Origin of the sequence: Enterococcus sp. DIV2419 (assembly GCF_051711865.1) — a bacterium.
Taxonomy (GTDB): Bacteria; Bacillota; Bacilli; order Lactobacillales; family Enterococcaceae; genus Enterococcus; species Enterococcus faecalis.
Genome location: NZ_JBIONS010000001.1, coordinates 1,651,958 through 1,677,679, shown reverse-complemented (window position 1 = coordinate 1,677,679; position 25,722 = coordinate 1,651,958). Strand labels below are relative to the sequence as shown.

Annotated in this window: 24 protein-coding genes; 20 read left to right on the top strand and 4 right to left on the bottom strand. The window is 37.1% G+C overall.

Features of this window, described 5'->3' with window-relative positions; translation table 11 throughout:
* Positions 1 to 27: 27 nt before the first annotated feature.
* The 8 genes from IGI97_RS07870 (at position 28) to IGI97_RS07835 (ending at position 6,711) form a co-directional block, all read left to right on the top strand.
* Entirely contained in the window at positions 28 to 501 is a 474-nt protein-coding gene (locus IGI97_RS07870) for a V-type ATP synthase subunit K (protein WP_002363905.1), read from the top strand.
* Positions 502 to 517: 16 nt separating this feature from the next.
* Entirely contained in the window at positions 518 to 1,099 is a 582-nt protein-coding gene (locus IGI97_RS07865) for a V-type ATP synthase subunit E (protein ID WP_002365627.1), read from the top strand.
* Positions 1,100 to 1,115: 16 nt separating this feature from the next.
* The gene (locus IGI97_RS07860; protein WP_002363908.1) at positions 1,116 to 2,117 is read left to right on the top strand and encodes a V-type ATPase subunit; all 1,002 of its coding nucleotides are present in this window, start codon (positions 1,116 to 1,118) and stop codon (positions 2,115 to 2,117) included.
* Positions 2,107 to 2,418: a V-type ATP synthase subunit F gene (locus IGI97_RS07855; protein WP_002357676.1), complete on the top strand. Its 312-nt coding sequence runs from the start codon at positions 2,107 to 2,109 to the stop codon at positions 2,416 to 2,418. Before IGI97_RS07860 ends, IGI97_RS07855 begins: the two co-directional genes overlap by 11 nt.
* A gap of 17 nt (positions 2,419 to 2,435) precedes the next feature.
* Positions 2,436 to 4,217 carry a V-type ATP synthase subunit A gene (locus IGI97_RS07850; protein WP_438738797.1) on the top strand — a complete coding sequence of 594 codons (1,782 nt, stop codon included), beginning with the start codon at positions 2,436 to 2,438 and terminating at the stop codon, positions 4,215 to 4,217.
* The gene (locus IGI97_RS07845; protein ID WP_002357674.1) at positions 4,210 to 5,586 is read left to right on the top strand and encodes a V-type ATP synthase subunit B; all 1,377 of its coding nucleotides are present in this window, start codon (positions 4,210 to 4,212) and stop codon (positions 5,584 to 5,586) included. Before IGI97_RS07850 ends, IGI97_RS07845 begins: the two co-directional genes overlap by 8 nt.
* Positions 5,587 to 5,590: 4 nt before the next feature.
* Positions 5,591 to 6,226 carry a V-type ATP synthase subunit D gene (locus tag IGI97_RS07840; protein WP_002357673.1) on the top strand — a complete coding sequence of 212 codons (636 nt, stop codon included), beginning with the start codon at positions 5,591 to 5,593 and terminating at the stop codon, positions 6,224 to 6,226.
* 74 nt (positions 6,227 to 6,300) lie between these two features.
* Positions 6,301 to 6,711, top strand: coding sequence for a hypothetical protein (locus IGI97_RS07835; protein WP_033921470.1), 411 nt, complete (start codon positions 6,301 to 6,303; stop codon positions 6,709 to 6,711).
* A gap of 59 nt (positions 6,712 to 6,770) precedes the next feature.
* On the opposite strand, the gene IGI97_RS07830 is transcribed toward IGI97_RS07835, so the two are convergent.
* Both IGI97_RS07830 and IGI97_RS07825 read right to left on the bottom strand, forming a co-directional pair.
* Entirely contained in the window at positions 6,771 to 7,652 is an 882-nt protein-coding gene (locus IGI97_RS07830) for a serine hydrolase (RefSeq protein ID WP_002374908.1), read from the bottom strand.
* A gap of 154 nt (positions 7,653 to 7,806) precedes the next feature.
* Positions 7,807 to 9,687: a fructose-bisphosphatase class III gene (locus IGI97_RS07825; protein ID WP_002357667.1), complete on the bottom strand. Its 1,881-nt coding sequence runs from the start codon at positions 9,685 to 9,687 to the stop codon at positions 7,807 to 7,809.
* Between the two features lie 197 nt (positions 9,688 to 9,884).
* Here IGI97_RS07825 and lysA point away from each other — a divergent pair, with 197 nt between their 5' ends.
* Both lysA and IGI97_RS07815 read left to right on the top strand, forming a co-directional pair.
* Complete coding sequence (gene lysA, locus IGI97_RS07820; protein ID WP_002357666.1) at positions 9,885 to 11,195, top strand: diaminopimelate decarboxylase; 1,311 nt, start codon at positions 9,885 to 9,887, stop codon at positions 11,193 to 11,195.
* Between the two features lie 146 nt (positions 11,196 to 11,341).
* Positions 11,342 to 12,334 (top strand): alpha/beta hydrolase, encoded by a 993-nt coding sequence (locus IGI97_RS07815; RefSeq protein ID WP_002392399.1) that lies wholly within the window; start codon positions 11,342 to 11,344, stop codon positions 12,332 to 12,334.
* Here the strand turns inward: IGI97_RS07815 and IGI97_RS07810 are convergent.
* Positions 12,331 to 12,882 (bottom strand): hypothetical protein, encoded by a 552-nt coding sequence (locus tag IGI97_RS07810; protein ID WP_002357664.1) that lies wholly within the window; start codon positions 12,880 to 12,882, stop codon positions 12,331 to 12,333. The two genes, IGI97_RS07815 and IGI97_RS07810, sit on opposite strands and share 4 nt — an antisense overlap.
* A gap of 285 nt (positions 12,883 to 13,167) precedes the next feature.
* Between IGI97_RS07810 and IGI97_RS07805 the strand changes: the two genes are divergently transcribed.
* Positions 13,168 to 14,022 (top strand): hypothetical protein, encoded by an 855-nt coding sequence (locus IGI97_RS07805; protein WP_438738355.1) that lies wholly within the window; start codon positions 13,168 to 13,170, stop codon positions 14,020 to 14,022.
* A 212-nt stretch (positions 14,023 to 14,234) separates the two neighbouring features.
* Positions 14,235 to 14,774, top strand: coding sequence for a GNAT family N-acetyltransferase (locus IGI97_RS07800; protein WP_002357661.1), 540 nt, complete (start codon positions 14,235 to 14,237; stop codon positions 14,772 to 14,774).
* 97 nt (positions 14,775 to 14,871) lie between these two features.
* On the opposite strand, the gene IGI97_RS07795 is transcribed toward IGI97_RS07800, so the two are convergent.
* A complete protein-coding gene (locus tag IGI97_RS07795) occupies positions 14,872 to 15,216 on the bottom strand; it encodes a metal-sulfur cluster assembly factor (RefSeq protein ID WP_002357660.1) in 345 nt (114 codons plus the stop codon).
* Between the two features lie 275 nt (positions 15,217 to 15,491).
* Here IGI97_RS07795 and IGI97_RS07790 point away from each other — a divergent pair, with 275 nt between their 5' ends.
* The 8 genes from IGI97_RS07790 to IGI97_RS07755 all read left to right on the top strand — a co-directional run bounded on the left by IGI97_RS07790 (position 15,492) and on the right by IGI97_RS07755 (position 25,706).
* The gene (locus IGI97_RS07790) at positions 15,492 to 16,556 is read left to right on the top strand and encodes a dipeptide epimerase (RefSeq protein ID WP_002357659.1); all 1,065 of its coding nucleotides are present in this window, start codon (positions 15,492 to 15,494) and stop codon (positions 16,554 to 16,556) included.
* A 16-nt stretch (positions 16,557 to 16,572) separates the two neighbouring features.
* Complete coding sequence (locus tag IGI97_RS07785) at positions 16,573 to 17,949, top strand: transglutaminase-like domain-containing protein (RefSeq protein ID WP_002357657.1); 1,377 nt, start codon at positions 16,573 to 16,575, stop codon at positions 17,947 to 17,949.
* A gap of 17 nt (positions 17,950 to 17,966) precedes the next feature.
* Positions 17,967 to 19,619 carry a peptide ABC transporter substrate-binding protein gene (locus IGI97_RS07780; protein ID WP_033595226.1) on the top strand — a complete coding sequence of 551 codons (1,653 nt, stop codon included), beginning with the start codon at positions 17,967 to 17,969 and terminating at the stop codon, positions 19,617 to 19,619.
* A 738-nt stretch (positions 19,620 to 20,357) separates the two neighbouring features.
* Complete coding sequence (locus tag IGI97_RS07775) at positions 20,358 to 21,191, top strand: PRD domain-containing protein (RefSeq protein WP_002357655.1); 834 nt, start codon at positions 20,358 to 20,360, stop codon at positions 21,189 to 21,191.
* A gap of 36 nt (positions 21,192 to 21,227) precedes the next feature.
* Complete coding sequence (nagE, locus tag IGI97_RS07770) at positions 21,228 to 23,225, top strand: N-acetylglucosamine-specific PTS transporter subunit IIBC (protein ID WP_425135841.1); 1,998 nt, start codon at positions 21,228 to 21,230, stop codon at positions 23,223 to 23,225.
* Between the two features lie 240 nt (positions 23,226 to 23,465).
* Entirely contained in the window at positions 23,466 to 24,947 is a 1,482-nt protein-coding gene (locus IGI97_RS07765; RefSeq protein WP_438738352.1) for a BglG family transcription antiterminator, read from the top strand.
* Positions 24,937 to 25,389, top strand: coding sequence for a PTS sugar transporter subunit IIA (locus IGI97_RS07760; RefSeq protein ID WP_002384546.1), 453 nt, complete (start codon positions 24,937 to 24,939; stop codon positions 25,387 to 25,389). The genes IGI97_RS07765 and IGI97_RS07760 overlap by 11 nt, the downstream gene beginning before the upstream one ends.
* The gene (locus IGI97_RS07755) at positions 25,389 to 25,706 is read left to right on the top strand and encodes a PTS fructose transporter subunit IIB (protein ID WP_002408519.1); all 318 of its coding nucleotides are present in this window, start codon (positions 25,389 to 25,391) and stop codon (positions 25,704 to 25,706) included. The genes IGI97_RS07760 and IGI97_RS07755 overlap by 1 nt, the downstream gene beginning before the upstream one ends.
* The last annotated feature ends 16 nt before the right edge of the window (positions 25,707 to 25,722 follow it).

Sequence of the window (25,722 nt, the reverse complement as noted above, 5' to 3'; positions counted from 1 at the left end):
AAAATTATTTATTGGAGGAAAATAGAGATGATGGATTACTTAATTAATAATAATGGTGGAATTGTTTTTGCAGTATTAGGAATGGCAATGGCGACAATTTTTGCTGGGATTGGATCAGCCAAAGGGGTTGGCTTTACTGGGGAAGCAGCAGCAGCTTTAACGACGGAGCAGCCAGAAAAATTTGGTCAAGCGTTAATTTTACAGTTATTACCAGGTACACAAGGACTATACGGTTTCGTTATTGCTTTCTTAATTTATATTAACTTAGGAAACGATATGAGTATGGTTCAAGGATTGAACTATTTTGTAGCAGCTTTACCAATTGCTTTTGCAGGATTGTTCTCTGGGATTGCCCAAGGTCGTGTAGCCGCTGCGGGGATCCAAATTTTAGCGAAGAAACCAGAACATGCAACAAAAGGAATTATCTATGCTGCCATGGTTGAAACTTATGCCATCTTAGGGTTCGTAATTTCCTTCTTACTTGTATTGAACGTCAAATAATTGAGGAGGCAGATGGATGGATGCCATTGAAAAAATCATCAGTGAAATTAAGCAACAAGGAAAGCAAGAAGTCGAAGCCTATGTCACCAGTGAACAAACGCGCATCGATCAAGAATTCCAAGCAGCACAACAAGAAATTTTGCTGAAGCAAGAACATGAAATAGAAAAACGACAACAACAATTATTAAAAGAATTTAAACAACGCCAACAACGGCAAACACTAGAAATTCGTCAGGATGCATTAAATAAAAAACAAGCATATCTTAACCAATTATTTGACGAAGTGGTCTTAAAGATGAGTGAATGGTCAGCGGAAGAATTTCAACAATTCATGAAAGCACAATTAGGTTCACTTGAATTAACAGGAAAAGCAACCATTCTTTTAGGCGAGTATTCTCAAACGAAGGTGACGCAAGAATGGCTGACCGCCCTTTCTGATGCTACTGTTCAATGGGAGCTTTCAGAGGAAGTTGTTCCAAAAGAAAGTGGCTTTATCGTTGCAAAAGACGGTTTGGATTATAATTTTCTCTTTTCAGCATTAGTTGAAGAGATTCAAAAAACAGAAGGCTTTAAAGTAGCAGAAAAACTTTTCAGTTAAGAAGGGAGGACGTAGCATGAGAAAACCAACGTATCATCAAATTAATCCGCTGATTCGTTTAAAAGAAACGGAGCTGCTTTCTGAGCAACAGTTTCAACAACTTTTAGAAGCGGAAACAGTTGAAGACGTTAAAAATATGTTAAAAAGTACGGTTTATCAACCTTATTTAACCGAAACTTTTGAAGAAAAATTTGACTACCATTCTTCTGAAGCGCTGGGAAGTCTTTATCGCTGGTTATATGAAATGGCTCCAGAACCAGCTGTAGTAACGTTGTATACGATGCGTTTTACCTTCCATAACTTGAAAATTTTGACGAAAGCTGAGCGAACAGGTAAAGATTTTGATTATCTTTATTTAGAAGATGGTCGTTATTCTCTAAACACAGTCAAAAGTGCCATTCATACAAAAAACTCTTCCGAACTTGAACCAGCGTTGTTAGAAGTGATTCGTGATGTTTTTGCCTATCTGGAAGAAGGCGGTTTGCCGCAAGCAATTGATATCCTTTATGATCGAGCATTTTTACAGCAACAGCGAAAATTAGCGGATGAATTGGGCTATGAAGAGTTAACGAAGGAAGTCATCGCTTTTATTGATTTAACCAATCTATCAACGATGGCTAGAGGGATTGTTCAACATCAAAACAGTAACTTTTTATCAACCGTGCTTTCTAGCGCTGGCAGTCTCTCAAAGAAAGAGCTGTTGACCTATGCGGAAAAGTCACTTGTAGAATTTACAGCATTTGTCAGAACAACGAATTACGGACAACTATTAGAAAAGATTATCAATAAAGAAACCAATGAATTAAATTTATTGGCTTTTGAAAAACTCAAAGATGATTACCTGACCTCAATGTATGAAAACGGTCGGACGGTTGCTTTTGGGCCGCTCCCATTACTAGCCTTTTTGAATGCGAAAGAAGTTGAATGGAAAAATTTGCGTTTAATTTTGGTCGGAAAACATAGTGGGTTTTCAAATGAAAAAATTCGAGAAAGGATGCGAAAAGTCAATGGGGTATAAAATTGGTGTCATTGGAGACAAAAATTCAATCTTACCATTTAAACTGTTTGGCTTTGAGGTCCATCATGCCATTTCAGAAATGCAAGTTAGAGAAGCCATTGAAACTATGGCAAAAAATAAGTTTGGGGTCATTTTCATAACGGAAGAAGCCTCTACTTTAGCAGAAGAAACGATTGAACGATACAAAGAACAAGTGACACCAGCGATTATTTTAATCCCAAGTCATAATGGTACAATCGGAATCGGTTTAAGTGAGATTGAAAAAAATGTTGAAAAAGCAATTGGACAAAATATTTTATAATGCAAAGGAGAATGAGCGTGCAAATTGGAAAAATTGTCAAAGTTTCAGGTCCTTTGATTTTAGCTGAAAACATGTCAGATGCTAGTATCCAAGACATTTGTCATGTGGGAGATTTAGGCGTTATCGGAGAGATTATTGAAATGCGAGGCGACGTCGCTTCGATTCAAGTATATGAAGAAACAACAGGCATTGGACCAGGAGAACCAGTTATTTCAACAGGAGAACCATTATCTGTTGAATTAGCCCCAGGTTTAATTGCCGAAATGTTTGATGGTATTCAACGACCATTGGATACATTTCAAGAAGTAACCCACAGTAACTTTTTAGGCCGTGGCGTTAAAATTGATGCATTAGATCGTGAGAAAAAATGGACGTTTGAACCGACTGTGGCAGTTGGTGAAGAAGTGTCGGCAGGTGACATCGTCGGTATGGTTCAAGAAACACCGATTATTCAACATAAAATTATGGTGCCTTTCGGCGTTTCAGGAACGATTGTCGAAATTAAAGCAGGTGACTTTGCCATTGATGAAACAGTTTACTCAGTGAAAACGGCTAAAGGAACGGAAAGTTTTAGCATGATGCAAAAATGGCCCGTTCGGCGGGGACGTCCCATTTTAGAAAAACTAAGTCCCAAAGTACCGATGGTGACCGGACAACGCGTAATTGATACCTTTTTCCCAATTACGAAAGGCGGAGCGGCAGCAGTTCCAGGACCATTTGGCGCTGGAAAAACAGTCGTTCAGCACCAAATTGCCAAGTGGGCCGATGTCGACTTAGTCGTTTACGTTGGTTGTGGGGAACGCGGGAATGAAATGACAGATGTTTTAAATGAATTTCCAGAATTAATTGATCCAACAACTGGTGAGTCTTTGATGAATCGGACGATTTTAATTGCGAATACGTCAAATATGCCGGTAGCGGCACGGGAAGCCTCGATTTATACAGGGATTACCATTGCAGAATATTTCCGTGATATGGGTTACTCAGTCGCAATTATGGCGGATTCTACTTCTCGTTGGGCAGAAGCGTTACGAGAAATGAGTGGTCGGTTAGAAGAAATGCCTGGTGATGAAGGCTATCCAGCCTATTTAGGTAGTCGCTTAGCTGAATATTATGAACGAGCAGGACAAGTCATCGCGTTAGGAAAAGATCATCGTGAAGGAAGCATTACGGCGATTAGTGCGGTTTCGCCATCTGGTGGGGACATATCAGAACCTGTCACACAAAATACGTTACGCGTTGTTAAAGTATTCTGGGGCTTAGATTCTCAATTAGCACAAAAACGTCATTTTCCTTCTATTAACTGGTTGCAAAGTTATTCTCTTTACTCCACAGAAGTAGGGCAATATTTAGACTTGGAATTGCAAGGAAACTGGGCCGCTATGGTAGCTGAAGGGATGCGGATTTTACAAGAGGAATCTCAATTGGAAGAAATTGTTCGTTTGGTTGGGATTGATTCCTTGTCGGATAAAGACCGTTTAACGTTGGAAACAGCCAAATCATTACGGGAAGACTATTTGCAACAAAATGCTTTTGATGACGTGGATACGTTCACTTCTCGAACCAAACAAGCGAAAATGTTGCAATTGATTCTAACTTTTGGTAAAGAAGGTCAAAAAGCCTTAAGTTTAGGCACTTATTTCTCTGAGTTAATGGCGGGAACAGTTGAAATCCGTGATCGCATTGCTCGTAGCAAGTATTTACCAGAAGAAGAATTAGAAAAATTGGATCGTTTACAAGCAGAAATTAAAACAACGATAAAAGAAATCATTGCTGAAGGAGGAATGACGAATGATTAAAGAATATCGCACAATCAATGAAGTCGTTGGTCCTCTGATGATTGTTGAAAAAGTGGCAGGCGTAAAGTACGAAGAATTAATTGAAGTACGCATGCAAAATGGCGAAATTCGCCAAGGGCAAGTTTTAGAAATCAATGGAGATAAAGCGATGGTCCAAATTTTTGAAGGAACGAGTAACATCAATATTCGTGATTCAAAAGTTCGCTTTCTGGGACATCCTTTAGAATTAGGGGTTTCGCCAGATATGATGGGGCGCGTTTTTGACGGCTTAGGTCGCTTAAAAGATAATGGACCAGAATTATTACCTGAGAAAAAATTAGATATTAACGGCGAAGTTATCAATCCAGTTGCTCGTGATTATCCCGATGAGTTCATCCAAACAGGGATTTCAGCGATTGACCATTTAAATACCTTAGTTCGTGGTCAAAAATTACCTGTTTTTTCAGCTTCTGGCTTACCTCATAAAGAATTAGCAGCACAAATTGCCAGACAAGCCAACGTGTTAAATAGTGAAGAAGAATTTGCCGTAGTTTTTGCGGCCATTGGGATTACCTTTGAAGAAGCGGAATATTTTATGGAAGATTTCCGTCAAACAGGCGCAATTGATCGTTCAGTCTTGTTTATGAACTTAGCGAATGATCCAGCCATTGAACGGATTGCAACACCTAGAATGGCTTTGACAGCCGCTGAATATTTAGCTTATGAAAAGGGCATGCATGTCTTAGTTATCATGACGGATATGACCAATTATTGCGAAGCGTTGCGAGAAATTTCAGCAGCACGCCGTGAAGTTCCAGGACGTCGTGGTTACCCAGGTTATCTTTACACGAACTTAGCAACGTTGTATGAACGGGCGGGCCGAATTCGTGGCTCAAAAGGTTCCGTAACACAGATTCCTATTTTAACAATGCCAGAGGAGGATAAAACACATCCAATTCCCGATTTAACTGGTTATATTACAGAAGGGCAAATTATCTTGTCCCGGGAACTATATAAGAGCGGTATTCAACCACCAATTGATGTCTTGCCATCACTTTCCCGTCTTAAAGACAAAGGAACTGGGGAAGGCAAAACGCGCGGGGATCACGCAGCAACGATGAATCAATTGTTCTCAGCCTATGCACAAGGGAAACAAGCCAAAGAATTAGCTGTCATTTTAGGAGAATCAGCTCTTTCCGATGTCGATAAAATTTACGCAGCTTTTGCCCAACGTTTTGAAGAAGAATATGTCAATCAAGGATTCGACACAAACCGTTCGATTGAAGAAACGTTAGATCTTGGGTGGGAACTATTAAGTATGCTACCGAGAACAGAACTAAAACGAATTAAAGAGGATATGCTCGATCAATATTTAACTGAAGGGAAGTAGAAAAATGGCTCGATTAAATGTTAATCCAACCCGTATGGAACTTTCCCGATTGAAAAAACAGTTAACTACGGCCACGAGAGGTCATAAGTTGCTGAAAGACAAACAAGATGAATTGATGCGACGGTTTATTGCGCTAGTCAAAGAAAACAATGAGTTACGTATTCAGGTTGAACAAGAAGTGACGGATGCGTTATCAAATTTTGTATTGGCAAACGCAACGTTGAACGAAGCCTTTATTGAAGAGTTAGTGGCAATTCCAGCCGAAAAAGTTGAATTAGAAATTATTGAACAGAACATCTTAAGTGTGCCAGTTCCTAAAATGATTTTTGATTACGATGAATCGGTTCAAGAAGCACCCTTAGATTATGGCTACGTGAATTCAAACAGCGAGCTTGATCAAGCTTTTGCTAAAATTTCAAGCATTTTACCGAAATTATTAGCACTTGCAAATGTTGAAAAGACGTGCCAATTATTATCAAAAGAAATTGAAAAAACGCGTCGTCGTGTCAACGCCTTAGAGTATATGACGATTCCACAATTAGAAGAAACAATTTACTACATTCAAATGAAATTAGAAGAAAATGAACGTGGCGAAATTACACGTCTAATTAAAATTAAAAGCATGAACAAAGAAAATTAATGGTTAGAAAGAACGAGTGCGAAGCCAGTTGGTAGCTTTCGTGCTCGTTTTTAATAAAAAAGGGAGTGGAGAAAATGAAAAATGAAGAACGCCGCAAAGCGATTGCACTGAATTGTCAAAAGTACGAAAGTGACTATGCTCACTTGGTGGAACCAATCAATGAGCTACTGTTAAACTTGGGAGCGGCTATTTCAGAAGAAGCCGCGAAGCAAATCATTCTGAATGTAAAACGATATCATCACGGCGTGAAATATCTTCCTGAGTGTCATTTAGATGAAAGTAACCAATTTATCGAAGATGGGCTTGAAGCTCTTAAAAAGGGAGATTTAGGCAACGGTGCGTTACAACTATTTGGGGCTGGCTTAAACTTTGCTAGTTTTGCAGCAAAAGCACAAGGAACCAAAAAAATTGATGCCCACCAAATGTTGGCAGAACGTTTTACGAAGTTGTTGTCTGTACAAACGGATAATGATAACAAACAATAAGAAAAATACCCATAGTTTATTAAGACGACTTAATAAACTATGGGTATTTTTTTTAACTGTTATTGATTAGGATATTCAGACACCTGTAATTGCCATAACTTATCTGTCACTGAAGCAATAAACGCAGCACTCTTAGCATTATCAGGTCCTTTAGTAAAAATTGCTAAAGCAAAGGGGTGAGGTGTTTCTAAAATCCCCATATCATGAATAAATTCATCATAGGAACCAATTTTATGAGCAACTTTTCCTTGAGTTGTGGGAGTTTCCATTCTTTCATGGAAAACACTTTGTTTCATAGAATCATAAATCGCTTGGTAATCTGGTTTTGTTGCTTTTTCAGTATATAATTTTTGTAGAATAACAAGCGCATCTTCAGAAGAAAATTGTGGCTCTTCAATCGAAGGTGTCTTGTGCAAATAACGCTGATACATTTCTCGTTTTGCTTTTGCATCACCACCCAATGTGTCATAGAGCATATTTTTAGCGATATTATCAGAATAGGTGATGGCATATTCTTGTAACGTTTTTAATGGATATTCTGGTTGGATATTATAGGCAATGATCCCAGTTCCTTCTTCATAATCTTCTTCGGCGTTATAGGGAATCAGGTCTGTCCATTTTTTTTGACCAGAAGCAACCGTGTCGGCGACTAACATCGTCAGTGGCACTTTAATAGTACTAGCTGTATAAAATTCATGTTGGCCATTCACGGAACGTTGTTCGCCAGTTTCTAAATCTAAATAACTAATCCCGACCGTTCCTTCAAATTCTTTGACAGAAGCGACGAGCAGGTCATTTATTTTATCAAAAAATACTGTATTTGCTGAATTATTTTCTTCCTTGTCTTTCGTATGCTTCTCATGTTTGGCGGAATCAATTGTAACTTTTTGTTCAGATTCTTTGGCATAATCTTCGCCACGACTTGAGAAGAAGAAGCCCACAATTAGGAAAAAGCAAAGAAAGAAAATGGTGCCGTATAGTGAGAGTTGCTGTTTCTTCAATGTAAAACCCTTTCCGTTTCTCTAATAGATATTTTTCTCAACTCCTCCATTTAATCATTTTTCGGATAAGAGCGCAAGCGTCTTTTTAACGGCACTACTGGTTTTGTTTCATTTGTTTTTGGAGTGCTTGCGATTGCTTTAATAGCTCTTTGCCGATAGTGGTATCTTTCACCAATAGCCGCTGTAAGGGACGATCGATGACTTGTTTGATGGAATGAATGTCTTGATTATTTAAAATGGCTGTTTCTTTACTAGAAAAAGATTTATGCGCGGTCAGTTGTAAACCAAACGAGTTGTACAACAATGTATAACCAGCAATTCCAGTAATTGTCTGATAAGATTTTGAAAAGCCGCCGTCAATTACGAGAAGCGCGCCATTTGCTTTGATCGGCGATTCGCCTTTTGTTCGTTTAACTGGTGTATGGCCATTAATGATATGTCGATTTTCACCAGTCACTTCAAATTCATCTAGGATTCTTTCACAAACTTCAACCGTATCACGCAAAGAGTAGTAAGGATTCTTTTCTTCATGATGTGTTTCTTTTTCAGCGAGAAAATAACGCTCAAAGGTTTTCATAGCTCGTTTGCCAAATAATGAGGAACCTTCGCCACACCAAAGATACCATAAACAATCTGTCGCATAGTCATCTGTACTAGCAGGCTGAGCGTATGCTTCTTCTAACATTTTCTGAAAGAAGTCAACTAAAGCTTTTCCTGAATAGGAGTGGCCTTTAAATGTGTAAGCTTGAAAAGTACCGTCCGCATTCAGAGGCAGACAGCCATGAATCAATAAATTTTGATTATACACAAGGTAAAGAGAAGCTTTTTCCATTAGAAAGCGCATGTGTTTTGTTAACCGCGGTGAAGACTGAAATTGCGTTAATAAATCATCAATTATCTGTTTTTCCTCACGTGTTAATTGGTAAGGCTGCTCTTCAGAAACGGTTTGGAAACAGCTGTTAATTAATGTATAACGACATTCGTCAAAAGTAATAGTTTCCCCTTGAATCTTATCTAAGCGTAGCCGATGTGCCAAGTTAAAATCAGGGCGTCGACCAATAATTTGGCCTTCTAGTTTTTCTTGAATAATGGCAATGGCTTGTTGCACACGCATCGCTATTTGTTTTTCAGCTTCAGTTAACGCACGATAGGGATTTTTCTTGGGTGCAAAAGCAGGATTTTCTTTATACGTTTCTAAACTAAATTTTTTTAAGGCGGTTAAATCGATAGCATAACGTTCTTCTAACAAATCTAAATTTCCATAGCGAGCACAAATACGTACTACATTGGCTAAACAAGCCAGTGAACCACTATAAGCAGCCAGCCAAATCATATCATGATTGCCTAGTTGAATATCCAAGGAGTGATAGGACATTAATCGGTCCATAATTTTATCTGGTGCTGGCCCCCGGTCATAGATATCCCCAATAACATGTAGGTGATCGATAATCAGACGTTGGATTAGATAAGCTAATTCTGTCACGAAACGTTTGGCTTCACCTAGTAAAATAATTTTTTCAATAATTTGTTGATAGTAACCGTTTTTGGTTGTTGTTTCATCATATTGATAAATCAATTCTTCGAGAATATACCCATAGGTTTCAGGAAGGGCTTTGCGAACTTTAGAACGTGTGTACTTCATCGAAGAAGAACGGACGATTTCAACCAGACGGCGAATCGTTAATAGCCACCATTCATAAGAGAGGGCGCTTTCATTTTCTAAAAGTGTTAATTTTTCTTCTGGATAGTAGATAATAAAACAAAGCTCGTCCATCTGATGGGCATTTAATTCTTGTTTAAATAAAAATTGAACTTTTTCTCGGATTCGCCCAGAACCATTTCTTAAAATATGGTCAAAAGCTTCAAATTCACCATGTAAATCACTGACAAAATGTTCTGTTCCTTTCGGTAAATTCAAAATTGCTTCCAAATTAATAATTTCTTCAATTTGTTGATCGCGGTTCAGTGTAGCCAAGTCATCTGCCTTCTTTCTTTTTCGTATATACCAATTTTAATTTAAAAGATTAAAGTCTTGATAATAAAGGTTTTTTATTCGTATGCCAATTATTGTAGGCTATTTGGCGAAAAAAAGCAACAGGAGAAAGTCAGAGAAAAATGTGGAAAATTATAGGAAGCTACTGGGTTTTATGCTATGATTTTTAATAAAACAAAATGAAGGGGCGGGAAAACATGTTATTTGGTACAGCAAAAATGAATCGGGAAAATCATTTAGAAATCGGTGGTTGTGACACCGTAAAGTTGGCGCAAAAATTCGGGACGCCGTTATTTGTCTATGATGTCGCTCATATTCGCGCGCAAGCACGTGGTTTTAAACAAACGTTAAATCAATTAGGTATCAAAAATAAAGTGGTTTATGCAAGTAAAGCATTTAGTTGTTTAGCTATTTATCAAGTGTTAAAGGAAGAAGATATTGCTTGTGATGTTGTCTCTGGTGGAGAACTATTCACAGCTTTAAAAGGGGGCATGGAGCCAGCGGAAATTGAGTTCCATGGAAATAATAAAACCCCTGAAGAATTACGTTATGCTTTGGATAACAAAATAGGTACAATTGTCATTGATAATTTTTACGAAATTGACTTGTTGGAAGAATTATTAACTACACGAAACCAAACACAAAAAGTTCTTTTTCGGGTGAGTCCTGGTGTGGATGCAGAAACACATGATTACATTTTGACAGGCCAAGAAGATTCAAAATTTGGTTTTGATGTTGCAAGTGGCCAGGCAACAGAAGCGCTCGTTCGCCTTTTATCAAATCCCTCTTTTGATGTGCAAGGGGTCCATTGCCATATTGGCTCGCAAATTTTTGCTGTGGAAGGCTTTTTAGCTGCTGTTGAAAAAATGTTCACTATTTTAGAAGACTGGCGGCAAGTCCATCAATTTACAGCACGTGTTTTAAATATGGGTGGTGGTTTTGGTGTGCAGTACACGCAGCAAGATGAGCCATTAGCACCAGCAACATTTGTTGAAAAAATTGTTTATTCCTTGAAAGGTCATTGTGAACAATTAGGGTATCCACTGCCTGAGCTTTGGATTGAACCAGGCCGCAGTTTAATTGCCGAAGCGGGCACAACGATATATACAGTTGGCGCGCAAAAAGAGGTTCCTGGTGTTCGTCATTTTGTTTCCGTAGATGGTGGCATGGGTGATAATATACGGCCTGCTTTGTATCAAGCGGTTTATGATGGATTTCTAGCGAATCGTGAGGGGCATGATTCAGTCAAGAAAGTCACAGTAGTTGGTAAATATTGCGAATCAGGCGATGTCTTACTTCGAGATATTTTATTGCCAGAAGTTAAAGCAGGGGATTTATTGGCCATCAGTAGTACGGGGGCTTACGGTTATTCAATGGCAAGTAATTACAACCGAAATCCTCGACCAGCGGTGGTTTTTGTCGAAGATGGACAAGCAAAATTAGTTGCTCGCCGTGAGACATATGAAGATATGACAACGTTGGATTGTTGATAGATTAAAAGTAGCCGCCTCTTTTTGAGACGGCTGTTTTTTTTTCAAAAAATAACAAAATGTAAGGGTGATTTCTTTCAGAAATGAAAAATCCATAGTATATTAAATGAAGAAGGAAATACTTTAGAAGAGGGTGTGATTTGCAGATGAAATGGCTCCTCGGGTTACTGATCATTTTTGCAATGATTGGCGTTGTTTTTTCTGTTTACATTGCCAATTATTTTTTGAAAATTGCGTTGCTTAAAGACAACCCTTGGTATCATAAAAAAGGGCATCGGTTATTAAATCCTGATAATTTTCAAGAACGTGAAACAAGATATACAAAAATAGAAGAACAACAAAAACAAGAAGGCGAAGCTTTTTGGACAGAGTCTTTTGCTGAAGATCGTTGGTTGAAAATTAAAGATGAAACATTGTATGCACGGTGCTTTATTCCTTATCCAGATAACCATCGTTGGGCGATTTGTGTGCATGGTTATCGTTCAAACGGAAAACGCGATATGGCATATACTGCATTACGTTTTGCAGAAGAAGGCTACAATGTTTTAGTTCCCGATTTGCGTGCGCACGGGAAAAGTTCAGGGAATAAAATTGGGATGGGATGGCTGGATCGGTTAGATTTATTAAGTTGGATTAGTGAAGTTCTTGCCATTGATATGGAAGCAGAAATTATTTTAGTGGGCGGTTCCATGGGAGCGGCTACTGTCATGATGGCAAGTGGTGAAAAGTTACCAACGAATGTCCGCGGATTAATAGTGGATTGTGGCTATACTTCTGTCTATGATGAATTTAAATACGTCCTACATGAATCTTTTCATTTACCCGCTTTTCCTATTTTAACGATTGCTAATCAATTAGCATTAAATAACTATGGCTTTCAATTGAAAACCGCTTCTTCCGTGAGACAATTACACAAAAATACGTTGCCGACATTTTTTATTCACGGTACAGGTGATCGCTTTGTTCCAATGACAATGTTTGAAGAAAATTTAGCGGCAACTCAGGGGATAAAAAAAGGCCTCATTGTTGCTAAAGCACCACATTTATCTTCAAGTGTCTACGAACCTGAAAATTATTACAGTAGTATTTTTGAGTTTTTGGAAGAAAACTGTCCTGCGGTAAAAACAATATCCGACTAAAAAAGACATGGATTTTCATGATTCCATGTCTTTTTTTGTCTGACTCGTTTAGCTAAATTTAAAGTGCTTAAAAAGAAAAATAACGGCGCCAAACTACCAAGGCAAAGGAACCATTTCATTGAATAAGTTAACTCTTGCTGTAAAAGAGATTCTCGTATATAGCTGAAACCTTCGCCATGGACCCGCAAATAAATATAAATGTAAGCAAAAAGAATCACTAAAGGCAAAATACAGACTTCTAATATTTCCAAAAGATAAGGAAAGGTTTTATTTAATAATTTGAGGCGTGTCTTATTCAATAGATAAGCAAAAATGAAAATTGACCATAAAAAACCAAAAAAACTAATCAAATAAAAAATCAGATTCGCACTTCCTGCATTCATAAAAGCTTTCGGGAAAAGTAGTCTGCCGATGAATGTATTTTTAATTGTAAAAGGAACATCAAAAATGGAAATATAAAGACAAAAAAGTACTAATGTTAACAAGGCATGCCAAATCTTTTTCTCCATTTCATTTAAAAAATATCTAATTACTTGGTACATTTCCATAAACTGTCGCTCCGTGTTTGAAATAATCGTAGTTTTGACTATACCATAGCTGTTCTCAATTTTCTTGAAAAAAATACACGCAACCAGCCTTGACTATACGAAACACACAGAGTGTCTAAAAAATAAGTTGCGATCGCATTTTTTCGCATGCTAGTGTTGCACTTCTGTTTCGTTGGTGTTTTCTAATTGCTGATTTGTTGATTAAAAAAGGGCAGGAGGGAGCGTTTTTTTAGTATAATAATATAAAAGAATATAGAAAAAATCGTAGGATGGGAGTTATTCAAAGTGGCGGAGATTACAGTTAAGACAATTTCAGAGAAAGATGATTTAAAGAAGTTGCTTTTGGGTCAAGAGTATGACCACCAGCAGCCGGTTAAAAATATTTTAAAAGCTAGAACATCGAATGTCCATATTGAAAAGTACGAGGTTGTGGAGGATGTTTTTTTAAAGTTAACTGGGAAGGCGACCATGCACAAAGATATTATGAACTCATTTTGGACAACGTATAAAATTATGTTACAACTTGTTTATCCCGATTTCTTTAGACCAGCGGAAGTAATTGGGGAAAATCAAGAAAGCTATTTAGAAAAATCTTCTGAACAGAATTTGCTTGCAGTAAATAGCAAGTATCCGCCTTATGATTCCGGGACATCGGCTGTGATTTCGGACCGATATTTAACTTATTTTGACCAAGTTTTTCCTGACTATTTACCAAATCCTGTACCAAAAAAATATACATGGAATGAATTTCTTCTCGACAATTTTACTAAATTTGAGCGAGTCCATCAGGACCCACAATTAAAGCGTTTTGCCGAACTTACCCATTCAATTGGAAACATTACAGTACTTCCACTAGGATTTAACAGTGGAAGAAGTTTATCGTTTAAAGATTATTGGGATTATTCTTTAGAACAACTTTCGATATTTTTAGCTTCATTTCATTCATGGGAAAGCTACGTTCATACGTATGAGATGCAACCATTTTTAAATGAACAGTATCAACCAGTAGCGCTATGGAAAAATCATTTGAAAAAAGACTCGTTTATCTTACCTCAGAATATAGAGGAGATAAATGAATATTTAGTTCAAGTAAATCAACGAATAGAAAAAAGAGGGCAGCGAATAGTGAATCGGTTGTAATGAAATAAGAATCGACTTTTCACTAAACGTTGAAAGTCTCGAATCGTGTGCTCTTTTATTGACTCAGGAACAGAGAACGATTAAACTACTAGATTAGTATCAAAAAATAATTGCGTATAGGGCTAACCAGTCGCATGTTTAAATAACTTTTAGGTCTTATGTAAGTAACAAAAGTTATTAGTACGAAGCAATCATTTTAGAAAGGAGCTTTTATGCAATTCACATTATTAAATCAAGAAAATCAAGCCTGTTGGGAAGCAACCTACATAGAAGCTTTTCCAGAAGAAGAGAGACTGCCGTTTGGTCAATTATTGACGTCTTCTCAAGCAGGAAAATTTCATTTGTTTGTTATTCAAGAGGCGGATGAGAACGTGGGGATTTTGTTAAATAGTCAAATTGCACCTGAAGCAACCTATGTCTTTTTCTTTGCAATTGATCAGCACCACCGAAACAAACGATTAGGCTCAACCGTGTTAGCGTTATTGAAGACACGTTATCCTAAGGGGGTTCTTTTAGAGAGTGAAGAAATTGGCAAAAATGCAGCGAATGAAGCCCAAAGAGAAAAACGTTATCAGTTTTATGAAAGAAATGGCGTGCAGGATACGGGGTATCTGATTATGGATAGAGGGCTCACTTTTCATATCATGTTTGCTGGAGCGTCAGGCTTCGGTGGAACGCAGCTACAGTTTTTATTAGACTTCCATCCAGTAGCAAAAATTTGGAAAAAGCCAAGTATTGATGGCATTAGGTAATTTTTATCAAATAAGTAAATTAAACAAACAAAAAAACATATGAAAGAACGGACCAATCGGTTCTTTCATATGTTTTTTATCATTAGCCTCGAAATAACTAGCGAATACCCAAAGCAATTCGTGCGTAACGGCTCATTTTATCCGTTGTCCAAGCAGGGTACCAGACTAATTTTACTTCGATATTATTTACTTCAGGAATATCTTTTAAAACACCATGGATTTGTTCTGTTAAAACATCTGCTAACGGACAACCCATTGTGGTTAAGGTCATTTTGATGACAGTATCACCAGTTTCTTCTGCAAATTCAACTTCATAAATTAGTCCTAAATTAACAATATCGATGCCTAATTCAGGGTCAATCACTGTTTCTAATGCAGTTAAAATATCTTCTTTAATTGCTTCAACTTCTTCGGTTGAACGTTGTTGAGGTTGTTCACTCATTCGTCTTCTACTCCTTTGCAAGTTGCCTCTTTACTATCATACCTTTTTTAAGAATGTTTGTAAATGAGAAGTATCTCACATGTCATGGAATTTACTGATTTATTAAAAAAGCTCATAAAAATCTAAATTCATTTTATTTTAATCAAAATCTCATTATTTTGTTGACATTAGAAAACAATGAGTTTAGAATGATCGATAACAATCTAAATTTAATTTTTGGATATTTTTAAAAAACTGAATTTTCAGTCAATTGGAAATATCAAAGGGAGGATTTTATGAAAATTAAGCAGGTACATGTTAGGGCATCGAAAATTAAACTGAAAGAAACATTTACGATCGCTTTGGGGACGATAGAATCAGCGGATAGTGCAATTGTGGAAATTGAAACAGAAGAGGGATTAGTTGGATATGGAGAAGGAGGGCCAGGCATTTTTATTACCGGTGAAACGTTGGCTGGCACGATTGAAACGATCGAATTATTTGGCCAAGCAATCATTGGCTTAAACCCCTTTAATATTGAGAAAATTCATGAAGTGATGGATAAAATATCTGCTTTCGCTCTAGCGGCAAAAGCAGCAATCGATATTGCTTGTTATGATTTGATGGGTCAGAAAGCTCAACTGCCTCTTTATCAATTGTTAGGCGGCTATGATAACCAAGTAATAACGGATATTACACTAGGTATTGATGAACCAAATGTGATGGCACAAAAAGCCGTCGAAAAAGTCAAACTAGGTTTTGATACATTAAAAATTAAAGTCGGAACAGGAATTGAAGCTGATATCGCAAGAGTAAAAGCGATTCGTGAAGCAGTTGGCTTTGATATCAAGCTCCGCTTAGATGCGAATCAGGCTTGGACGCCCAAAGATGCAGTTAAAGCGATTCAAGAATTAGCAGATTATCAAATTGAATTAGTGGAACAGCCAGTTAAAAGACGCGATTTAGAAGGTCTAAAATACGTTACTTCACAAGTTAATACGACAATTATGGCTGATGAAAGCTGTTTTGATGCTCAAGATGCGTTGGAATTAGTTAAAAAAGGCACAGTCGATGTTATCAATATAAAATTAATGAAGTGTGGCGGCATTCATGAAGCGCTGAAAATTAATCAGATTTGTGAAACAGCAGGCATCGAATGCATGATTGGTTGCATGGCGGAAGAAACAACCATTGGCATCACGGCTGCTGCCCATTTAGCTGCTGCTCAAAAGAATATCACACGAGCAGATTTAGATGCGACATTCGGTTTAGAAACTGCGCCCGTAACTGGGGGCGTATCCTTAGAAGCAAAACCATTATTGGAATTAGGAGAAGCAGCTGGATTAGGCATTTCTCATTAAAAAAGGAGTAAAGCAAATGAAGTATGATTTAAAGTATCTTAGTGTTCCTTTGCCTGAGGAAATTCAAAGGGTGAAAGAATTTGGCGATTTTGCAAGTGCGGATATTGCCATTGATTTTTGGTTGACAAAAGAACTTCCGCAGGCATTAAAAGAACGTTTGATAATTGAAAAAGATGTCATTAAAATGATGCGTATGAATGAGTATCCTCATAGCTTTGCAAAAGCTGATCAAATGATGAGAGACACTTTTCAGGATTATCAAACAGAGGAATTAATTCGTTTAAAAGAAACGGGATTAGTGGACTGGGTTTATATTGACGGTGAACCGTATTTCCAACTTCGATTTTTGGCCAATTTAATTAAAACAAATGCGGCATATGTTGCACGTTTGCGGGAAGCAGAAAGCAATCAATTAGAAATTCTCCGCAAAAAAGAACTAAAAGAGAACATCGAACAAATGCAAAAAAACGGTGGTAGAAAAGTGAGAACAACAATTAAAGCCACCATTCAGGTGAAAAAAGAATTTGAGCGTCCAGGTGAGCGTGTTCGTGTCCATTTGCCGCTGCCCAAAGCGTGTCAACAACAATCAGAAATTGAAATCCTAGCTACGTCACCTGAAGCAACCTATATTGCGGCAGAAGATGCGCCTCAACGAACACTGTGTTTTGAAACAATCTTAAAAGAAAATCAAACGTTTACAGTTGAATATTGTTATGTTAATCGGATGGTTTACCAACAGTTAGAAGAAAATAACGTAGACAAAATGCAACCAAGCTTTGATTTAGAGGAACAGTTACCGCATATTCGATTCACGCCTTATTTAAGAAATTTAGCAGATGAGATTGTGGGCGATGAAAGTAATCCCTTAAAAAAGGCACGCTTGATTTATGACTTTGTGACGACAAAGATTCATTATTCTTTCATGCGTGAATATTTTACAATTTCCAATATTTCAGAGTATGCTGCAACTAATTTAAAAGGTGACTGCGGCGTGCAAGCGATTTTGTTTATCACGCTTTGTCGGATTGCAGGGATACCAGCCAAATGGCAATCGGGATTATATGTTTCTACACATTATACAGGCTGTCATGATTGGGCACAATTTTATATAGAACCGTACGGCTGGCTCTTTGCGGATTTATCTTTTGGCGGAGGTGCTTACCGAGACGGGGATAGACAGCGGTGGAATCATTATTTCGGCAATTTAGATGTTTTTAGAATGGTCGCAAATAGTGAGATCCAGGCAGACTTTCAGCCGGCAAAAATGCAATTGCGTGCAGACCCAATTGACAACCAGCGGGGAGAATTTGAGTACGAAAATGAGGGCTTGCCCTACGCATGCTTGATAGTTTCGCAAGAACGGCTTTCCATGGAAGAGTTGCCGTTTGATTGACACATAGGGGGAATAGTATGAAAAAGTTAAAAATGATGGGGATTATGTTATTTGTTAGTACGGTCTTGGTAGGTTGTGGCACAACAGCAGAAACAAAAAGAGACGAGAAAGCAACTGAGAAAACCAGTGTCTCGAAAAAAGTTTTAAATTTAATGGAGAACTCGGAAATCGGTTCAATGGATTCTATTTTTACACAAGATGAAGCCAGTATTAACGCACAGTCCAATGTCTTTGAAGGGTTATATCAATTGGATGAAAAAGATCAACTAATACCTGCTGCTGCTAAAGAGATGCCAGAAATTTCTGAGGATGGCAAACGATATACCATTAAACTAAGAGAAGATGGCAAGTGGTCCAATGGTGATGCTGTAACAGCCAATGATTTCGTTTTTGCTTGGCGTAAATTAGCGAATCCCAAAAACCAAGCCAATTACTTTTTCTTGTTAGAAGGAACGATTCTGAACGGAACAGCTATTACAAAAGAGGAAAAAGCACCAGAGGAATTGGGTGTCAAAGCGCTTGATGATTATACTTTGGAGGTTACTTTGGAAAAGCCTGTACCGTATTTTACGTCGTTATTGGCATTTTCTCCATTTTTCCCACAAAACGAAGCATTCGTGAAAGAAAAAGGACAAGCCTATGGCACTTCTAGTGAAATGATTGTATCCAATGGTCCATTTTTAATGAAAAATTGGGATCAGTCAGCGATGTCGTGGGATTTTGTGCGTAATCCCGACTATTACGATAAAGAAAAAGTAAAATCAGAAACGATTCATTTTGAAGTTCTTAAAGAAACCAATACCGTTTATAATTTGTACGAATCAGGTGAATTAGATGTGGCTGTCTTAACAGGAGATTTTGCTAAACAAAATCGAGACAACCCAGACTATGAAGCAATCGAACGGTCAAAAGTATATTCCTTACGTTTAAACCAAAAAAGAAACGAAAAACCATCCATTTTTGCAAATGAGAATGTCCGCAAAGCTTTAGCTTATGCTTTGGATAAAAAAAGTTTAGTCGATAATATTTTAGCAGATGGTTCAAAAGAAATTTATGGGTACATTCCAGAAAAATTTGTATATAACCCAGAAACGAATGAAGATTTTCGTCAAGAAGCAGGCGCCCTTGTCAAAACAGACGCCAAAAAAGCCAAAGAGTATTTAGACAAAGCAAAAGCAGAGCTAAACGGAGATGTAGCCATTGAACTTCTTTCAAGAGATGGTGATAGTGACCGAAAAGTTGCTGAATTTATCCAAGGCCAGTTACAAGAAACGTTGCCAGGTCTCACTATTAATGTCAAAACAGTTCCTTTAAATAATGCGATTGAATTAATGAGAAAAGGGGATTATGAATTGTCTGTTGGCATGTGGGGACCCGATTATCAGGATCCAATGACTTTCTTAGAAAGCTCAGTTAGTGGTAACCGTATGAACTATTCTAGCCCAACGTTTGATCAACTAATTGAAGAGTCAACAACTAAATACGCAAATGATCCTGAAACTCGTTGGCAAACATTAATTAAAGCTGAAAAAGTATTGGTGGAAGAAGATGCCGCTTTAATTCCTTTATACCAAGAGGCCCGTAGTCAGCTTGTACGACCAGGTGTCAAAGGTATTCAGTATCATAACTTCGGTGCAACGAGCACATATAAGTATGCCTATAAAGAATAAATTAGTGAACAAGCGTGGGACAAAAATCACTTTGGATTTTTGCTCCACGCTCAAAAACTGATAAACGGCGGGAACAGAAGCAACAACTTCTAAGGTGTTTTCTCGACATGCGTCTCGACACAGTACAGCCTTCAAAAGAGCTACAGCTCTAAGAGTTGCGATGTTTCACTGTGAAGCATGAACAGATGAAATCATCGTACCTACTTGGTGAAGGTCCTTCGGAAATAAGCCGAAATTGTTGAGAATCACGAAGAACGTAGTGATTCGATGATGAACAATACCCACTTGGTCTCCAAAAATTAAAGAACACCGGGTAGGTATCATGCAACATCAACTCGTTCCTCGTTGTGTTTTATGACAATTTTCGGAAATTCCTTCTTATTGCTGAGAAACACTATTTGCAAAGCAAATAGATGTTGAACAGTACCTACGTGGTTCTCGGAGTTAAACACTTCTGTCCCGACCTCTTTCCGATAAGAGTTTCTTTTTTGTTAATAGTCAACAATTAATAAAAAAATAATTGAAAAAGGTTGACAAAAATAATGATACTCGTTAGAATAAGCACTGTTAACAAATGAATAGCGTTTTCATGTGACTAGATAATACTAGGCATGGAAGAATTTCGTAATACAATGTGGTGTACAATGGTTACGCAACATGTTTAACGGGATTGTTCTATGCTTTTTTTGTTGTTTTCACTGAAAATGTTAGAATTACTTCTGCAGAAGAGGGTCATTTATGAAAATTAAAAAGGTGCTAAATCAAAATGCTGTACTTGTTCTTGACGAAGGACAGGAGAAAGTAGCTGTCGGTAAAGGCGTCGGGTTTAATAAGACTAAAAATGATGTCTTATCTCGACAATTGGTGGAGCGGATGTTTGTGATGGAGCCAGAAGGACTGAAAAAACTTCAAGTATTGCTATCACAAATCGAAGACAAATACTTTTTAGCGAGTGAAGAAATTATCCAACATGCTGAAACGGTATTGGGTGAAAAGTTGAATGAACATATTAATATTGGGTTGAGTGATCACATTGCTTTTGCAGCTGAAAATATTCAAAATAATATTATTGTTCGGAACAAGCTTTTAAGTGAAATTGAGATTTTATATAGTGAAGAATTTGCTATTGCTCAATGGGCTGTAGAATATTTAACACAAACCTTAGAGATTCCGTTTAGTTATGATGAAGCGGGGTATATTGCAATTCATATCCATAGTGCTCGTAGCGGGCGTACTGATAATAGTAAAAGTATCCGTGAAGTTACAATCGTTTCTGAAATTATTCATTTAATCGAGCAGGAATTGGCTATTGATATTCATGATGATAAAAATAGTCTCAGTTATTCACGTTTGGTGAATCATTTACGTTTGTTTATTCATCGCTTCCAACAAAATCAATATGCTGTTTTAGATGAAGAAATTTTGGAAGTCGTAAAGAAAAAGTATGCTGAAAGCTATGAAATCTCAAAAAAAGTACAAGTCTTATTAATGAGAAATTTTCATTATCAAGTACCAAATGAAGAACTTGGTTATTTATCGATTCACATTGAACGATTAAGAATGACCAAATAATAAAAATTAAATAGTTTATGTGAGGAGTTACGTATAATGAAAGCGTATATGCAAAGAATGGGACGTTCGTTAATGTTACCAGTTGCTGTATTACCGGCGGCTTCTTTATTAGTCGGTATTGCCAACTGGATCGTGGGAACAATCGGCGCTAGTCCAGCCACAACTTTTCTAATGAATGGTGGTTTGGCTATCTTAAACAACTTAGCATTATTATTTGCGGTTGGTTTAGCGTTAGGAATGTCAAAAGATAAAGATGGATCGGCAGCATTAGCTGGTTTAGTCGCTTATTTAGTACCAAAAACTGTTTTAGCGCCTGCTTCTATCCAAGCCATTAAAGGCTTCAAGGATATTGCTGAAGTAAACCCAGCCTTCAACAGCATGGACAACAATGTCTTTGTCGGGATTGTCGCTGGTTTAGTTGCCGCGGCAATGTATAATCGTTTCTCTGGTGTGAAATTGCCAATGGCTTTATCATTCTTTAGTGGAAAACGTTTAGTTCCTATTATGTCAGCTATTTCGATGTTAGCAATCTCAGCTGTCTTATTCTTCTTCTGGCCAGTTGTTTATAACGGATTAGTTGCTTTTGGTAAAGGAATCTCTAGTTTAGGTTTCGTAGGAGCTGGCTTGTATGGTTTCTTTAACCGACTATTAATTCCAACAGGCTTACACCATGCTTTGAATTCTGTTTTCTGGTTTGATGTTGCTGGTATCAATGATATTGGGAACTTTTTAGCTGGTCAACAAGCGTTAGATACTGGTAAAGCAATTGTAGGACAAACGGGTATGTATCAAGCTGGTTTCTTCCCAGTAATGATGTTTGGTTTACCAGCAGGCGCTTTTGCTATTTATCAATGTGCACGTCCTGAGAAGAAAAAAGTTACAGCTTCATTAATGTTAGCTGCTGGTTTTGCGGCTTTCTTTACAGGCGTAACTGAACCTTTAGAATTCTCATTTATGTTCGTTGCTTGGCCTTTATATGTTTTACATGCAGTCTTTACAGGTATTTCTTTAGCATTCGCTGCGTTTATGCATTGGACAGCTGGCTTTGCCTTCAGTGCAGGTTTTGTAGACTTCTTCTTAAGTTTAAAAAACCCAGTCGCGAATCATCCAATGATGTTGGTGGTTCAAGGACTTGTCTTTGCAGCAATTTACTACTTCGGTTTCCGTTTTGCAATCACTAAGTTTAACTTAATGACACCAGGACGTGAAGAAGGCGATGGCGAAGAAATGCCAGATGTTGCAGAAGGCGACAACAAATTTGCTTCTCTAGCTCGTCGTATTTATGATGGTTTAGGCGCTGATGCTAATGTAACTTCTATTGATAACTGTACAACTCGTTTACGCTTAACAGTGAAAGATACAGGCAAAGTGGATCAAGCAAAAATTAAAGCAACTGGGGTTCCAGGTGTGAAAGTCATTGATGACACCAATATCCAAGTGATCGTTGGTACGGAAGTACAATTTGTTGCTGACGAAATGCAACGATTATATAACCACCAAGCGCCAGCAACACCAGTCAAAGAAACACCTGTTTCTCAACCAGTTGTTGAAGAAAAAGCACCAGTTTCAACGAAAGAAACTGAATTATATTCTGTAGCGAATGGGAAAGTTATTCCTATTTCTGAAGTACCAGATGATGTTTTCTCAGCAAAAATGATGGGTGACGGTTTTGCTGTCGTACCAACAGACGGCGAAGTTTCAACACCCGTTGCTGGTAAAATTACTAGCATTTTCCCAACAAAACATGCGTTAGGTATCCAAACAGATTCAGGCATTGAAGTATTATTACACATGGGTCTAGATACTGTTGAGTTACAAGGTGGACCATTTACATTACATGTTGAAGAAGGCCAAGTTGTAAAACAAGGCGATAAAATTGCAACCATTGATTTAGCCGCATTAGAACAAGCTGGCAAAAAATCAGATTTAATTGTTGTTTTCACAAATCAAGATATCGTTGCTCAATACGATTTACAAAAAGCAGGTCAAACGACTTCAATAAATGATGTAATCGGGAATGTTACCGTAAAATAAAAGTAAAAAAGGGCTAGCCGCAAGGCAGCCCTTTTTTTGTATTCTTTGAAAGTATTAGTGTCTGTAGAGCCAGTAATAAAAATCGCTTGCTCTACAGGTTTTTATTTATAAATAGCCTTAGAAAGTTTCGCATAATTGAACACTTTAACTACTCACAAAAATGGCCAATGTAACGGACAAAAAACAAGGAAGCGTTTTCTTTTATATGGATTATAATAAATATATTAAGGAGGGGTTGCTATGAGTTCGAAAAAAGAACGTGGACAAAAATTGTTGTTACTTCTCTCAAAAAAACAAGATTATATGACTGCAGAAGAATTGGCAAACTGCCTAAGTACTTCTCCTAAGACAGTTTATCGTTTGATAAAAACAATTAACGATGAATTTTCAGAAGGTTCACTCATATTATCTGAGAAAGGACGAGGATATAAGCTAGACTATGAACGATTTATGGAACAGAATCGACATTTAGCCGAAAAAGAAAGTGATTTTTCGCCAAGGGAAAGACGCAATCGAATTCTGGAGGAATTGTTGTTAGCTTCTCCACAAGCTAAAAATGTTTATGAATTATTTGCAAGATATTATGTTGGCGATTCTGTGATATTTAGCGATGAACAACAATTATCCGAAGATTTAAAGAAATATGATTTAACACTCAAACGGAAAAATCGAACGTTGGCAATTATCGGTGAGGAAAGAGCTATCAGGAAAGCCATTTCCGATAGAATACAACTGTTGAACATTATCGATATTGAGGATCTTCGAAACAACAAAGCATTAAATTTTAATAATTATGATGTCCTTTTTACGTTAGATCAAGTCAGGAACATTGAAAAGAAACTGGATATTACTATTCCACATCCATATAACGTAAACATCTTTTCGCATCTTTATATCTTAATTAGTCGTTCACGAAAAGTAGCTATTTCTGAAAAATACCAATTATCTAACGAAGAAGAACAAGAATTAACAAAGGACTTAGTACTCAAAAAGGTCGCGCAAACAACGATTCAACAGATTGAAACTTATTTAAATAAGAGACTGCCTAACGTTGAAATTTATTACTTATATCAATATTTGGTTTCTTCTAGGATGCAAGGTTCATTTAGTAAAGTAACTAATTTTTCTTTCAAAGTAATGCAAATTACTCAATTTTATTTAGAGGAAATGAGTGCACAACTAAAAATTTTAACTGATAATGATCAGCTACTTCTTGAATTGGCTAGTCATATAAAACCAATGATAAATCGTCTTGAAAACGGCATACATGTTAAGAATAGTTTATTGGATCAAATAAAAATGACGTATGAAACAATTTTCGAAAAAATTGCGCAAGTTTCTAAGCAAGTAAGTAAAAACTATCAACTGCCGGCTATAAACGAAGATGAGAATGGGTTTATTACATTGTATTTTGCGCGAATGATTGAAACCAATCAGTTACCTATTCGTACTTTGATTATGTGTACCACTGGAATTGGAACTTCAGAACTATTGAGAGTAAAAGTTGAAAAGAAATTCCCTGAATTACAAATTGTTGAAATTATTGCCACACGAAATATAAAGAAATCATTAAAAGATTATTCTGATATTGAATTGATTCTTACAACGATTCATTTACAGGAAAAGGTCCCCATTAAATCATTGTTGGTAAGTGCCATGTTTACAATGGATGATCAGTATCGATTACAAAGAAAAGTTGAGGAAATCTATCATGAACGTTAATCCTTTATACCAAGTTTTCCTAAACCAAGAACTTCTTTCAAAACAGCAAGTATATCAATTCATTGCAGAAACAGCAGCACCTTTGTTAACGCCCGAAGAAAAAAAGCAGATTGAGGAATCTTTGGTAAATCGTGAGAAGATGGGAAGTAATCAGATTGCAGAGCAAATTGTCTTGCCACATTTAGAAAATGCACTCTTGAAAAAAAGTGAAATATATCTGATTGGCTTAAAAACAGAAATCCAAGAATGGACGGCAGACATTAAGCAAGTGAAATTAATTATTGTCATCTTACTAAAAGAAAATGAACAGTTAAAAGTAAAAAAAGAAATCAGTCGATTTACTAGAAAATTAGCAAATGAAGACTTCTTAGAAAAGTTGTTGCGTTTAAAAACAGAAACAGATTTTTATAAAATTATAGAAAAATTTGAGGAGGAAAAATAATGAAGATAGTCGGCGTAGCAGCCTGCACAGTAGGAATTGCTCACACATATATCGCACAAGAAAAATTGGAGAACGCTGCAAAAAAAGCAGGAGTTGAGATCCATATAGAAACACAAGGGACCATTGGGATTGAAAACAAACTAACGGATGAACAAATTAAGGAAGCGGACATTGTTATATTAGCCATTGATGTAAAAATTTCTGGAAGAGAGCGTTTTGATGGGAAACGAATCATTCAAGTACCTACAGAAGTTGCTGTAAAATCACCCACTAAACTAATTGAAAAAGCAGAAGAAGTTATGACACAAGAAAAGTAACCTTCTAGGAGGAATT